Consider the following 13,322-nt stretch of genomic DNA (forward strand, 5'->3'; position numbering starts at 1 on the left):
GAAGCATTATTAGGGGCATCTTACCCTTCTAGAATGTACCCGATGGTTGATAAGAAATGACTAACTTTGTTCATTAAGCGACAGTTTTCTTAAAGATACTCTTTTATTCCGTTTTCAAATGCACGCGTATCGTTATTTATTAAACCATGCAACGCTTCTTGTAAAGCAAATGTGCTCTTATAAAATGTAACACGCTTCGCTATTTCTGAACTATTTGGATAAAGATCAATACACTTGTTATAGAAATCCTCACCGTAACTGGACAGTATTCCTGCAAAATCATAGGCAGGATCACCAATACGAGTACCTCCAAAGTCTATAATCCCTGTAATATCACATGTTTTGCAGTTCCATAAGATATTCGAAGCTCCAAAATCTCCATGTATGAGGGTTGTTTTTAAATGTTCTTCATTATTAAGGAATCTCTTAAATGAATCAATTATATCCTTTTGAGCTTTCTCATCGATAAATTTAAAAAGCTTGTCCTGTATATTATAAAATAGTTCTTTCATTTCTTCATAAGGGTTACTATCTTTTAATTTTAGATCCTTAACGAAATTCTCTTTCGATATGGAATGAATTTCTATTAAAAAGGTTACGAGTTGTATTGCGAGTTTTGTTGAATCCGCCTTATTAACTTTAATTAAATCTTCAATCCAAAAAGGATTACCTTCAATTCGTTTATAACCAGCAAATACTTTACCAGGTTCTAATCGTTCAAATGACTTATACGTTGGACATGGAATTGGGATGGATGTTGTCCCCCTGATATGTTCTAAGATTTTAGTTTCTTCTATTAAACTTACAATTCCATTTGTGTACTTGGGAAATCTGAATACAAGAGTGTTGTTTATTATTAAAACGTCGTTATTTTGACCAACATCATTGTGATAAACATCCTCAATCATAAGTTCAGGATAGACTTCTTTTATACGTTCAATATAATCATTCATTGGTATACTCCTGTTCAGCTACAGTCATAATTCCTTAAAGGCTTAATATATGTGCCAGTGTTTTCACTTTTTAAAACCCCAAGAGAAAATCTGTTTTTTTTACTGGATAGAGAATTATTTTTCTGTTTCTTTTTCCAATACATTTTCAATATAATCTTTACCCCAGTCATACATGGAATCCAGAATAGGCATCAGACTTCTTCCATACTCAGTGAGCGAATATTCAACTTTTGGCGGAACGACAGGATAGACTTGACGATGAACGATCAAATGGTCTTCAAGTTCACGCAATTGATTAACAAGCATTCTTTGAGTGATTCCAGGCATGAGGGCCTTTAGTTCGCCAAAACGTTTGGTTCCTTCTTTTCCCAGATGCCACAACACCAACATTTTCCATTTTCCGCCAATAATAGAAAGAGTCAATTCTTTTTCACAATTAAACGTTTTTCCCCCAAGATTCGGCATTTATTTCACCTCCAATTCTTCTTATTATGTCCCATAGTATACTTATTGTTACTATATGATAAAAAAGTGCATACTTTTAATTTTTTGTAACTTACTCAGTATGCTGTGTATCTTACTTTTAGTAAATAGCTATTAATTGGATACAATAACACAGTGCAAAAGAAAGCTATATAGCACAATTATAATATCTTTCTAAGGAGCGAGTAATAAATGAAATTGCAATTAGCATTGGATCTTGTAGATATTCCAGGAGCCATTGAATTAGTGAAAGAAGTAGAAAATCATATAGATGTTGTAGAAATTGGCACTCCGGTTGTGATCAACGAAGGCCTAAAAGCAGTAAAGGAAATGAAAGCTGCCTTCCCTAACTTAACCGTTTTAGCTGATCTTAAAATCATGGATGCGGCTGGATATGAAGTTAGCCAAGCAGCTGCAGCAGGAGCTGACATCATTACTATTCTTGGTACAGCTGAAGACGAGTCCATCAAAGGTGCTGTAGAAGAAGCAAAAAAACAAGGTAAACAAATCCTTGCTGATATGATTGCAGTTAAAGATATTGAAGGTCGTGCACAAAAACTGGATGAACTTGGAGTAGATTATATCTGCGTTCACACAGGTTATGACCTCCAAGCTGTAGGGAAAAATTCTTTCGAAGACCTTGCAACCATTAAAAACGTTGTAAAAAATGCGAAAACGGCTATTGCAGGCGGAATCAAATTAGAAACACTTCCAGATGTGATTAAAGTAAAACCTGATCTTATTATCGTAGGTGGTGGTATTACAAGCAACGACGATAAAAAAGCAGTTGCAGCTAAAATGCAAGAATTGATTAAACAAGGTTAATCTCACCTATGAAAACTACTCAATATTTAGCTGAAATCGTTCAAGAATTAAGGCGGACAGTCGACTTAATCTCTGATGAAGAAGCAGAGAAGTTGGTCAATAAGATTTTGGAATCTAAAAAAATCTTTGTTGCAGGTGCGGGCAGATCAGGATTTATGGGCAAATCTTTCGTGATGAGAATGATGCACATGGGAATCGATGCTTATGTAGTAGGTGAAACTGTAACAGCAAATTTAGAAATAAACGATTTGTTGATCATCGGTTCAGGTTCAGGTGAAACGAAAACCTTGGTTTCAATCGCTGAAAAAGCAAAAAGTTTAGGTGGGACGGTTGCAGCTGTAACGATTTCCCCTTACTCCACGATTGGAAAATTAGCTGATATTATCATAAAATTGCCTGGATCACCGAAAGATCAATCTGAAAGTGATTATAAGACCATACAACCAATGGGGTCACTTTTTGAGCAAACGATGTTATTATTTTATGATGCATTGATCTTGCGTTTCATGGAAAAAAAGGGTTTAGACTCTACTAAAATGTACGGCAAACACGCCAATCTCGAATAAAATACATTAAAAAATTTGGAAACATTGTAAAGACCGCATTTATTTCTTTTATAAATCGCGGTCTTTACTGCATATTACAAATAATATAATCCATACAAGGAAGAAAAGTACCTCTGATTCAGTCCATTCTATGGCGGATTGAAATCAATATTGGGTGTGCCACAGACAATAATTTAGTTATCACTCAAAAAAATTATGAGCCCTACTTGGGTTACCAATATTACTGGTAGCCATGTCTATATTAGTATCTGTTATACTTAAATTAGGATAACCATTTACATTAATATTATTGTGAAATGTTCCTGAGAAGCATTTAGGAAACTAGTGAGAGCTCTCAACTCGAGCATTTAAAATGTCTTCTGTTGTTATTTCAAGTAATTTCTCCAGGAATCTTATTGTTCCTATTATATTTTCATCCGTTTTAACGTTTTTCATTTTCTTATCAGCTATCAAATCATTAAGAACTTTTCTGAAAGCATTGCTTTTTATTAGCCACTCCCCAATCAGTTCCATTGTTGCAGATCTTTCAAGTTCATTTTTCACAGCAAATAAACTTTCTCTTTTTGTTTCGATTATAGTAATCGCATTTAAATCTGAATTCATACGCATCTTAAAATATCTCTTTTCACTGTTATAATAATTTTCATTTCTTAACCGAAAATACTCTACACCAATAGTGATTTCAAAAAATGAAGGTGTCTCTGTAACATATTGAATGTCTTTCACTTCAACATTTTGAAATAGATCTAGATACGTTTCTATACCATACTGAGTATTTATCATTTTTGCATCCAATACATTCATGAATTCCACATCCTTTCTACCATCATAATTATTGTTTCCATTACATTTTCACTATAATGAGCTATTTTTCTTCACCTATATTTATTGACTCTCTATTAAATGTGAAAGTACTTCTGTTAGTTTTTTTCGACAACATGTCCACCAAATTCGTTTCTTAATGCAGCTACCACTTTACCGGTGAAAGTATCGCTGTCTAGTGAACGGTAACGCATCAAAAGAGACATTGCGATAACAGGAGTGGCTGCTTGTAAATCTAAAGCTGTTTCAACTGTCCATTTTCCTTCACCAGAAGAATGCATGATTCCTTTAATTTCATCTAACTTTGCATCTTTTGAAAATGCACGTTCAGTCAACTCCATAAGCCATGAACGAATAACTGAGCCGTTATTCCACACTCTAGCCACTTTTTCGTAGTCGAAATCGAAATTGCTTTTTTCTAATACCTCAAATCCTTCACCAATGGCTGCCATCATACCGTATTCAATTCCATTGTGAACCATTTTTAAGAAATGACCGCTCCCTGCTTTACCAGCATAGATAAATCCGTTTTCGACAGCTGTATCCTTAAAAATAGGTTCCACGATATTCCAGGCTTCAGGGTCTCCACCAATCATATAACATGCACCATTACGAGCACCTTCCATTCCACCAGAAGTACCGGCATCCATAAAGTGAATTCCTACTTCCTTTAGCTGGTTATATCGGCGAATGGATTCCTTATAGTGAGAATTTCCAGCTTCTATTACGATATCTCCAGTGCTTAATAATGGTGTAATTTCATCAATTACTGAATCTACCACAGCATGCGGAACCATAATCCATACAACTCTTGGTTTTTCTAATGATTCAACAAGTTCTTTCAAATACGAAGTACCTTGAGCACCGTATTTCTTGATTTCTTCAACGGCACTTCCATTTAAATCGAAAGCTACTACTTCGTGCTTGTTATCAATTAAATTTTGACCTAAGTTTAATCCCATTTTTCCTAGACCAATTAATCCAACTTTCATGTTCATTTCCTCCTTAAAAAACTATAGATTCTTCATCTTTTATTACTACATCTTTTATTACTACCACCATTTATATCCTTCCTCTCCCAATAATTGATGGGAAGCATCTGGTCCCATTGATCCAGATGGATAAAATTGAAGGGGAATAGTATTTTCATCAAAAGTCTCTAAGATAGGTTGTACCCATTTCCAAGACAACTCCACTTCTTTCCAATGTGCAAAGAATGTTGAGTCGCCTCGCATTGCATCGAAAATTAAAAGCTCATACGCTTCTGGAACATCTGCTTGCTTAGCAGAAAAATTAACATTGACTGGCTCGATTTTTCCATTGTTTAGTGGGTTTTTACTATTTAATTGTAATGAAACACTTTCGTTTGGATTGATTTCAATCAATAAAAGATTTGGCGCAGTTTCTTCTTCTTGAGTCCCATACAAATCCTTTAACGTATTTTTGAATTCAATCACAATTCGGGTGGATTTTTCTGTCATTCTTTTTCCTGTACGGATATAGAAAGGAACCCCTCTCCAAAAATCATCGTCTACAAATAGACGGACAGCCACAAATGTGTTATTTAGAGAAGAAGGAGTAACTTCAGGTTCTCCTGTATACCCAACAACTGGTTTACCTTGGATTTCACCAGGACCATATTGACCTCTAATCACATGATTCACCACATCCTCTTTCATTAATGGACGAAGTGATTCTATTACTTTTCTCTTTTCATTGCGGATCTCTTCTGAACTAATTTGTTTTGGCAGCTGCATTGCTGTCATCATCAACATTTGCAACATATGATTCTGAAACATGTCGCGAATAGCCCCAGCTTGATCATAATAACCAGCTCTCTCTTCAACCCCAACAGTTTCACTTGCAGTAATTTGCACATTTGCAATGTATTGGTTGTTCCATACTGCTTGAAGCACTGGATTCGCAAATCCTAATGCTTCCAGGTTTTGAACCATCGGCTTTCCAAGATAGTGGTCGATGCGAAAAATTTCTTCTTCATCAAAAGCATTACTTAGATTATCGTTTAATTCTTGAGCTGATTTTAAGTTATGCCCAAACGGTTTTTCGATAATTAGACGCTTCCAACCTTTAGTAGAACCCAGACCACTCTCTTTAATGTTGAAAGCAATTACATTAAAAAACTCTGGGGCAACTGATAGGTAGAACATACGATTTTCAGGGATGTTCAATTCTTCTTCCCGTTGTTTTACGAGTTCAAGTAATCCTTTATATCCTTCAGCTTTGACAGCATCTACATGTCTATATCGAAAGGCACGGATAAACACCTCAAAGTTTGAATCGTCATCTAGAGATCGTCTAGAAAATGTTTCTAAGGAATCTTTCACATGGTTTTGGAAATCAGTATCTGATAAATCTCCTCTGCCAACCCCAATAATTGAGATAGGCAGAGGTAATTTTTGATCCAAAAATAAATTATAAAGAGCCGGGAAAATTTTTCTTTTTGCTAAGTCCCCTGTCGCCCCAAATAAGACAAATGTCATTGCCTCCATTTTACATACCTCCAAAATTAAAAATTTCACTTATGACTGTCAAAAAAAACAACTATAACTCTTGATAGCCAATCTCTGGCTTAGCCATATTTTTATTTGAACCAGCTTGGACTGTAATAATGATGTCTTTAAAATACGAATGACCACATTTTGGACAATAACCACTATTCGATGTGAAGGTTAAGCATCTTGTACAAACTTTGTGATGCTTTACATGTAACCCGGACATACTGTTCATCCTTTCAATGTAATAAACTGAATGCGGAAGATCAGATGACTGATCAATAACCACAGTATTTGTGAATCAAAGTTGCAACTGGATGTAAGTATATTACCTACCTTTTTTAAATGGAAGTACGCACTTTTTTTTTAAATAGTGATAAAAAAATAACTTAATAACAAAATGTATACTGTAGGATAAAATCATCTATTAATTTTTAAAAAACATTAAAAAGCCAGGGTGAGCATCCTCTCCCTGGCCACAAAAGTAGATGTGTTATCAATTTGTAGAGAACAGTTTTAAAAGAATGTAATCAAAATAATTTACTCATTCACTCTATATTAATAAGAGATTATTACAAACAACATGAATATTAAAAACTGGGCAAAGATCAAACAACTTATACAGAAAACATATTATGTAAGCGATTTGGCTTATAGTATACTTTTTAACACTATGTAAAATAAAAGTGCGTACTTTTAATGTTCAATCATACGTTGTATACTTGCATTTGTTCAGCGAGAGGACATGATATGTCTTATTGATCGCAGGCATAAATCAATCACTGTACAACATTAAAAATTTATAGGAGTGAATATAGATGGAATTACAATTAGCATTAGATTTAGTAAATATCCCAGAAGCAATTGAGTTAGTTAAAGAAGTGGAGGACCACATTGATATCGTTGAAATCGGTACTCCGGTTGTAATCAATGAAGGTCTTCATGCTGTAAAAGCAGTTAAAAAAGCATTCCCTAACTTAAAGGTATTAGCAGACCTAAAAATCATGGATGCAGCTGGTTATGAAGTAATGAAAGCTTCTGAAGCAGGTGCAGATATCGTTACAATTCTTGGAACTGCTGAAGATATGTCAATCAAAGGTGCTGTTGAAGAAGCGAAGAAACAAGGAAAAAAAATCCTTGTTGATATGATTGCTGTAAAAGACCTTGCTGGACGTGCAAAAGAAGTGGACGCATTAGGCGTTGATTATATTTGTGTTCATACTGGCTACGATCTTCAAGCAGTTGGAAAGAACTCTTTTGAAGATTTACAAACCATCAAAGGTGTTGTAAAAAATGCTAAAACTGCAATCGCAGGTGGTATTAAGTTAGACACACTTCCAGAAGTCATCAAAGTACAACCAGACCTTGTCATTGTAGGTGGCGGGATTACTGGACAGACTGATAAAAAAGCTGTTGCTGCCAAGATGCAACAAATGATTAATCAAGGGTAATTCGAATCTTGAAGGTAGATCTCGATTTATCATTCGCTATGTGAATGATGCACACGGGGCTGATTTCAGGGAGAAAACAGGTTTGGAAATCAATAAAATGTAAGGTAGACACACCAACTTAGAATAAATATATTATTCCTCGAGTTCTAAACAGGAAAGACCACAAGCTGTTTCCATGCAAGATTGTGGTCTTTTCGTTAGAATGAACTACTTCAATCTGTAATAATTTTAGGAGTGATAAAATGATTTCTTTAAATGGAAAAACTGCAATAGTTACTGGTGCAGGAAGAGGCATTGGACGTGCTACTGCTATCGCATTAGCAAAAGAAGGCGTTCATTTAGGCCTAATCGGCTTAAATATGTCTAATCTAGAAATGGTAACTGCTGAACTAGCACAATTTAAAGTAAAGGTTTCTGCAGCAACAGCAGATGTGACCGATCTTGAATCTGTTACCCATGCTGTTGAACATATCAAATCAGACCTAGGTCCAATTGATATCTTAATCAACAATGCTGGTGTTGCAAAATTTGGTGGGTTCCTTGATCTAACACCAGAAGAATGGGAAAAAATCATCCAAGTCAATTTAATGGGTGTGTATAATGTAACAAGAGCTGTATTACCAGGAATGATCGAAAGAACATCAGGAGATATCATCAATATCTCTTCATCTGCTGGCCAAAAAGGTGCTCCTGTTACAAGTGCATACAGTGCTTCTAAATTCGCTGTTTTAGGGCTAACAGAATCACTTATGCTAGAAGTAAGAAAACATAATGTTCGTGTTACTGCTTTAACACCAAGTACAGTCGTTACAGATTTAGCCATTGATACAAATCTAGTAAAAGGCAATGAAGAAAACGTGATGCACCCAGAAGACCTTGCAGAATTAGTCGTGGCTAGTTTGAAATTTAATCCAAGAGTATTCATTAAAACAGCTGGATTATGGTCTACAAATCCATCATAAAACGAAGCAGATCCATTGGATCTGCTTCTTCAGTTCATACAGAATACTCTTATATGTATCACTGATATAAGGACATTACTTTCTCTAAATCAACAATTAACTGGTTAACTTCATTCTGTGCTAAGCGTACAAGCATTTGATCGTATAAAGTAATAATTTGCCCTTCTTCTTCATGCTGATGTTTTATTAAATAATGATATATATTATTTAACTGACCTTCATTAAGGACTGACTCTGTTTCGAAATTCTTAACTTTCTGTAAGGAAAATTCATTGATAGTCGAATCAAATTCACCTGCAATAATGTTCCCTTCTACAAACATCCTCACACTCCTTAAAGTTTTAGAATATGAAGGCTTTTCAAGTGTTTTATTACGCTTTAGCATCAAAGATTATTAAATAATATCCAACGGCATTTTTCTGGTAGGTTTTGGAAACACTTGATCAATTCTACTGAGATCTTCTTCAGTAAGCTCAATTGTTGCTGCTTCAGCATTTGCTATTACATGTTCTTCTTGAACCGCTTTTGGAATAGCGATGACGTTATTCGAACGGATAGTCCATGCAAGAGCGATTTGTAATGGTTGGACATTGTATTTATTTGCAATATCAAGAATAGTTGGATCGTTTAAAAGTTGTCTTCTTAAAGAGCCTCCTTGAGCAAGAGGACTGTATGCCATGATTGGCATGTTATGTTCACGCTGCCATGGTAAGAGATCGAAGTCAATTCCTCTTGAACCTAAATGGTATAGCACCTGGTTTGTCATACAATTATTCCCATTCTTAGTATTCCATAGCTCTTCCATGTCAACCGTGTCAAAGTTAGAGACGCCCCATCTTACAATTTTCCCTTCTTCGCGTAGTTTTTCCATTCCTTCAATTGTTTCCTCTAAAGGAACACGTCCTCTCCAGTGGAGAAGATATAAGTCCAAGTGGTCTGTTCCGAGTCGTTTTAAGCTGTTTTCACATGCTTTTGAAATGTTATCTAAACCTGCATGATGGGGATACACTTTTGAGACTAAAAAGACTTCATTTCTGCATCCTTTAATGGCTTCACCAACTAAGCGTTCAGAGTCGCCATTTCCGTACATTTCAGCAGTGTCAATAAGTTTCATACCCAATTCTAAGCCGAGCTGTAAAGCTTTTATTTCTTTGTCTCTCACATCGGGATTTTCCCCCATGTACCATGTTCCTTGTCCTAAACTAGGTAAAGAAGTGCCATCAGGCAGGGTTACCACGTGTTTGGCGAATGCATTTTTAATTTCCACTCTTTTCTTATCATCCATTTAGGCTTGTCCCTTTCTATTATGTATTTAGGTATCTTACTGGAACCCGTCGCTGCAAGAGTCAATTTCATAGCACTCTACGGTACCACAAACTGGAATATCCATCCCGAATGGTTTAAGAGCAGGTAATTTACACACTTTCAATTCTCTTGTATCAAACATGCCAACTAATATAACCAAATATTACGATTTATTGTTAGAAGGGTTGGCTTTCGGTAATATAAGCGACCTATCTATACCAGAAGTTTCACAAACATAGGATGCTTCCATAATAGCGGATGGATCTGCTGCTAAAACAACACTTTTTAATCTAGAAAAAACAAACCTGTTCGTAATACAATAAATAACTTTCTGTCTTCCCCTAAAAAACCGCCTTCACCATATAAAAACGTGATGCTGATATTTAAATGATCGATAATACTTTCTCCAACTTCATCCGGTTTTTCTGAAATGATCATGACAGATTTTCCACTATTTAATCCATCTAAAACATAATTAATCATTTTCGTCACTATATAAAAAACAGCCAGAGAAAGCATGGCCTGTTCCAATGAATAGACAAGCGCTGCAATCGTAAATATGAAGGAATTCACGATTAATAAAAATGAGGCAATCGGTAATCGATAGTGTTGGTTAAACCAGATCGCCAGCATTTCAGTGCCATCTATTGCACCGCCAAACTTTAAAACGATTCCTATCCCAACTCCTAAGATTACCCCACCGTATATAACAATTAATACTTCAGATTGAGTTATAGGAGGAATTGATTTAAATAGTACTAAACCAACGGTAGTAATCATATTTGCATATAGAGTTCTAATGACAAAGGTTTTACCTACTTCTTTAGCTGTGAAAATTAAGATCGGTATATTTAAGCCCAAGAATACAACATATATTGGGATTCCCCATAAAGCATTGGCCATAATCGATAAAGCAGTTACACCTCCATCTACTAGTCCGTTGGGTGCTAACATCGTTTCTAATCCAAAAGCTACGATTGATGCTCCCAAGGTTAAAAAAACATACTCCAAAATTTTTTTCATCATCTCACCTTTTAACCTCCCTTCAGAATGAATGAATTAACTTTTTACAGAGAGGACAGTTTTCCCAAATAAATATTATTGATTAACAAACTTCCTTAAAAAATCCCTTTCTTCTTTTAATCAATTATGAGTAAGGTCTAGACTTTTAGAGAGTCTTTACCTTTTCTTTTTTTTCTGACTTCCCGCAGACAAAGCAAAAATTTCTTCATAGATGGATTTACTAGTTTTTAATATCTGTAAGCGGTTGGATCTGAAGATCATAATCGACATTCACCTTCATCTGCTCCCATCTGTTTGACCATTCTTTATCATCAAGAGGTTTTGAGAAAGGTCTAACGGTATACCTTCTGAATTGCAAAGGGTCAACATTATTCTCTTGGAGCGTTTTTATGAACTGTGTAGTCTGTTTTTCCATATACGATTCAATTTGTGATTCGAATTTTGAAAGCTCATCCGTAGTAAGCATATTATGTTTTCGTGCAATTTCGTCAAGTCGTCCGTTTAATTGGACGTTGAGATTCAATTCAGAATATGAATTATCTATATTCAATTGACTATTGGCTTTCACATGGCCAAGAACAATGGATAAATCACGGATCGCAAAATACTTTAAAAAGTGGTCATTGCCGATAAGCTGGTATATTTGCTCTTCCATTTTGTTCGTGGTTTCGATCAATTTGTCATTTTTAAATATGCCGGTGCCTATATATTGGAAATTTTCATCACTCGCTTCAAATACAGGCACTACGGGAGAATGCGGTGGTGAATGAAGTGCTTTCATGAATTGATGCAAATTTATAATTGTCAACTTCCCCTGATTATCGTAATGTTTGAACATCCGGTAGAGATAATAATCTAAGTCTTGTTGCATTTTCAGCTGATTATTGATGTATTCATCGAAATTCCCTCTGACAACGGCTAGATATAAACGTTTAGAAATATCAGGATCAGTCAAAATCGTATCAATCAATGGACTGATTCCTTCTTTTGCAATTTCTTCACTAATCAACAGCATCCGGAGTTGGCCAACTTTCAATTCTCTATAATACTTTAAATTGAAACCCTTCATACCTTCTTTTAACAAGTCGACTTGAACAGTCAAAAGGCGTTTATGTTCTTTTACAAGAGGAGGTATCAAAGTGCTCATTCGGTAATTCTCCTCCTCCCCTTTTTGAATCGACCAAAAAGTCACAGGTGCAATTTCTTCAATCAAATTTTTTTCTGCAATAGGCGAACAGCCAGATAAAGCAATTATATTAACAAAAATGAAGAAAAGAGTTTTGATATGTTTATGTTTCATACTAGGAACGGCCCTTTCGCTTTAAAGAAATGAAAAGAAGAAATGGTACGAATAAGTATGTCAGTGCTCCTGCCCATATCTCTAGCTCTAACAAAATATTTTGATCAGTTGCCTTTTTCCACAACAATTCATTACCCATCATTATACAAATGAGAAATATAGCACAACATAGTGCAAACCCTAATCGAGTCGTTTGATCTTTTGATTTCTTCAAAGTAATACGAGTTGCACCATAAAAAAATAACAGGAAGATTGTTATGGCGAATACAAAATGAAATAAATATACAGAGATTAAAATTATATCGATTCGCTCAAACACTGGAGACTGCAAGTAACGTATCATTTCCATCATCGGTAATTTGTTTTCTTCAAGATAATGTGATCCGAAAAAAAACAAAGATGCAATAAAAATAAACAGATATTCAAAAATGGTAAATGCATTTCCGATTGTCATGTATTTGAGGATTTTCTCTTTCTTATTGAACCAAGGCGCAAGAAAAATCAAATATTCCGGTCCAGAAAAGGCTGACCAGATGAATAGCACACCTTCCCATGATTTCATCGTCCATTCATATGGTATTAACGGAAATAAATCATGTATAGTAGCAGAGGGATGAAAAGGGAGTTTTAATAATAACAATAGCATCCAAGCTGTACATAAAAAGGCAATGACGATGAAACGAATCGTATTGACCATCCCTAATGAAGCAAGATACCAGCAAATTAGCAAAATGAACAGAAGCATCCAGTTCGTATTCACTGAAGGGAAGATAAAATGTTGTGCTACTTCTATATATCCGAGTATAATTACAATCACTTTTAATAATACGAAACCGATTCCGACGAAAGCTAGTAACCGTACCATACGTTCACCGAAAAGTTCTACAAAACCTTCGTATCCTTTAGATGCATACATGGAATTAAACCATTTGGATAACATGAATATACTGATTTGTGAAAATAATCCTACAATGATAATCATCCATATCATATAAGGATGTATAAGAAAAACGGGCATGATGATCGCAAAATATAACATCTGTATCCTATTGACCATTAAAGTCATATAAATCCCCTGATACGAAGAGGTTTTCTCGAACAATGAAAATTCAGTCAAGG

At 35.2% G+C, this 13,322-nt stretch carries 14 protein-coding genes and 1 pseudogene; 4 read left to right on the forward strand and 11 right to left on the reverse strand.

The features are described 5' to 3' along the window. Positions 1 to 89: 89 nt before the first annotated feature. Positions 90 to 953 (reverse strand): phosphotransferase family protein, encoded by an 864-nt coding sequence (locus tag ACNJYY_RS11820; protein WP_416728652.1) that lies wholly within the window; start codon positions 951 to 953, stop codon positions 90 to 92. Positions 954 to 1,067: 114 nt separating this feature from the next. Then, positions 1,068 to 1,418, reverse strand: coding sequence for a winged helix-turn-helix transcriptional regulator (locus ACNJYY_RS11825; protein ID WP_416728653.1), 351 nt, complete (start codon positions 1,416 to 1,418; stop codon positions 1,068 to 1,070). A gap of 210 nt (positions 1,419 to 1,628) precedes the next feature. On the opposite strand from ACNJYY_RS11825, the gene hxlA (ACNJYY_RS11830) reads away from it, so the two are divergent. Further along, a complete protein-coding gene (hxlA, locus tag ACNJYY_RS11830; protein ID WP_416728654.1) occupies positions 1,629 to 2,261 on the forward strand; it encodes a 3-hexulose-6-phosphate synthase in 633 nt (210 codons plus the stop codon). An 8-nt stretch (positions 2,262 to 2,269) separates the two neighbouring features. After that, positions 2,270 to 2,827, forward strand: coding sequence for a 6-phospho-3-hexuloisomerase (gene hxlB / locus ACNJYY_RS11835; protein WP_416728655.1), 558 nt, complete (start codon positions 2,270 to 2,272; stop codon positions 2,825 to 2,827). 321 nt (positions 2,828 to 3,148) lie between these two features. Here hxlB and ACNJYY_RS11840 read toward each other — a convergent pair whose 3' ends face one another. From ACNJYY_RS11840 to ACNJYY_RS11855, 4 genes are all read right to left on the reverse strand, one after another. Next, on the reverse strand, positions 3,149 to 3,631 hold the full coding sequence (locus tag ACNJYY_RS11840) for a hypothetical protein (RefSeq protein ID WP_416728656.1): 483 nt from the start codon (positions 3,629 to 3,631) through the stop codon (positions 3,149 to 3,151). Between the two features lie 116 nt (positions 3,632 to 3,747). Next, entirely contained in the window at positions 3,748 to 4,641 is an 894-nt protein-coding gene (gene gnd, locus ACNJYY_RS11845) for a phosphogluconate dehydrogenase (NAD(+)-dependent, decarboxylating) (RefSeq protein ID WP_416728657.1), read from the reverse strand. A 60-nt stretch (positions 4,642 to 4,701) separates the two neighbouring features. Further along, a complete protein-coding gene (gene zwf / locus ACNJYY_RS11850) occupies positions 4,702 to 6,159 on the reverse strand; it encodes a glucose-6-phosphate dehydrogenase (RefSeq protein WP_416728658.1) in 1,458 nt (485 codons plus the stop codon). A gap of 52 nt (positions 6,160 to 6,211) precedes the next feature. After that, a complete protein-coding gene (locus ACNJYY_RS11855) occupies positions 6,212 to 6,388 on the reverse strand; it encodes a hypothetical protein (protein WP_416728659.1) in 177 nt (58 codons plus the stop codon). A 592-nt stretch (positions 6,389 to 6,980) separates the two neighbouring features. On the opposite strand from ACNJYY_RS11855, the gene hxlA (ACNJYY_RS11860) reads away from it, so the two are divergent. Further along, positions 6,981 to 7,613: a 3-hexulose-6-phosphate synthase gene (gene hxlA, locus ACNJYY_RS11860; RefSeq protein WP_416728660.1), complete on the forward strand. Its 633-nt coding sequence runs from the start codon at positions 6,981 to 6,983 to the stop codon at positions 7,611 to 7,613. Between the two features lie 242 nt (positions 7,614 to 7,855). Next, positions 7,856 to 8,575: a 3-ketoacyl-ACP reductase gene (locus ACNJYY_RS11865; protein WP_416728661.1), complete on the forward strand. Its 720-nt coding sequence runs from the start codon at positions 7,856 to 7,858 to the stop codon at positions 8,573 to 8,575. A gap of 58 nt (positions 8,576 to 8,633) precedes the next feature. Here the strand turns inward: ACNJYY_RS11865 and ACNJYY_RS11870 are convergent, their stop codons facing one another. From ACNJYY_RS11870 to ACNJYY_RS11890, 5 genes and pseudogenes are all read right to left on the reverse strand, one after another. Beyond that, positions 8,634 to 8,897: a hypothetical protein gene (locus ACNJYY_RS11870; protein WP_416728662.1), complete on the reverse strand. Its 264-nt coding sequence runs from the start codon at positions 8,895 to 8,897 to the stop codon at positions 8,634 to 8,636. Between the two features lie 72 nt (positions 8,898 to 8,969). Further along, the gene (locus tag ACNJYY_RS11875; RefSeq protein WP_416728663.1) at positions 8,970 to 9,860 is read right to left on the reverse strand and encodes an aldo/keto reductase; all 891 of its coding nucleotides are present in this window, start codon (positions 9,858 to 9,860) and stop codon (positions 8,970 to 8,972) included. A 183-nt stretch (positions 9,861 to 10,043) separates the two neighbouring features. Beyond that, positions 10,044 to 10,903: pseudogene (locus ACNJYY_RS11880) on the reverse strand (YitT family protein). A 220-nt stretch (positions 10,904 to 11,123) separates the two neighbouring features. Continuing rightward, the gene (locus tag ACNJYY_RS11885; protein WP_416728664.1) at positions 11,124 to 12,203 is read right to left on the reverse strand and encodes a Ger(x)C family spore germination protein; all 1,080 of its coding nucleotides are present in this window, start codon (positions 12,201 to 12,203) and stop codon (positions 11,124 to 11,126) included. A 1-nt stretch (position 12,204) separates the two neighbouring features. Next, positions 12,205 to 13,320 (reverse strand): GerAB/ArcD/ProY family transporter, encoded by a 1,116-nt coding sequence (locus tag ACNJYY_RS11890; protein ID WP_416728665.1) that lies wholly within the window; start codon positions 13,318 to 13,320, stop codon positions 12,205 to 12,207. Positions 13,321 to 13,322: the final 2 nt, after the last annotated feature.

The organism is Fictibacillus tiangongensis (assembly GCF_048083785.1).
Taxonomy (GTDB): domain Bacteria; phylum Bacillota; class Bacilli; order Bacillales; family Fictibacillaceae; genus Fictibacillus.

Bases quoted from the DNA above. Each gene is read 5' to 3' on its own strand.
- ACNJYY_RS11820 (WP_416728652.1), bottom strand. From the start codon at position 953: ATGAATGATTATATTGAACGTATAAAAGAAGTCTATCCTGAACTTATG.
- ACNJYY_RS11825 (WP_416728653.1), bottom strand. From the start codon at position 1,418: ATGCCGAATCTTGGGGGAAAAACGTTTAATTGTGAAAAAGAATTGACT.
- hxlA (WP_416728654.1), top strand. From the start codon at position 1,629: ATGAAATTGCAATTAGCATTGGATCTTGTAGATATTCCAGGAGCCATT.
- hxlB (WP_416728655.1), top strand. From the start codon at position 2,270: ATGAAAACTACTCAATATTTAGCTGAAATCGTTCAAGAATTAAGGCGG.
- ACNJYY_RS11840 (WP_416728656.1), bottom strand. From the start codon at position 3,631: ATGAATGTATTGGATGCAAAAATGATAAATACTCAGTATGGTATAGAA.
- gnd (WP_416728657.1), bottom strand. From the start codon at position 4,641: ATGAAAGTTGGATTAATTGGTCTAGGAAAAATGGGATTAAACTTAGGT.
- zwf (WP_416728658.1), bottom strand. From the start codon at position 6,159: ATGGAGGCAATGACATTTGTCTTATTTGGGGCGACAGGGGACTTAGCA.
- ACNJYY_RS11855 (WP_416728659.1), bottom strand. From the start codon at position 6,388: ATGTCCGGGTTACATGTAAAGCATCACAAAGTTTGTACAAGATGCTTA.
- hxlA (WP_416728660.1), top strand. From the start codon at position 6,981: ATGGAATTACAATTAGCATTAGATTTAGTAAATATCCCAGAAGCAATT.
- ACNJYY_RS11865 (WP_416728661.1), top strand. From the start codon at position 7,856: ATGATTTCTTTAAATGGAAAAACTGCAATAGTTACTGGTGCAGGAAGA.
- ACNJYY_RS11870 (WP_416728662.1), bottom strand. From the start codon at position 8,897: ATGTTTGTAGAAGGGAACATTATTGCAGGTGAATTTGATTCGACTATC.
- ACNJYY_RS11875 (WP_416728663.1), bottom strand. From the start codon at position 9,860: ATGGATGATAAGAAAAGAGTGGAAATTAAAAATGCATTCGCCAAACAC.
- ACNJYY_RS11885 (WP_416728664.1), bottom strand. From the start codon at position 12,203: ATGAAACATAAACATATCAAAACTCTTTTCTTCATTTTTGTTAATATA.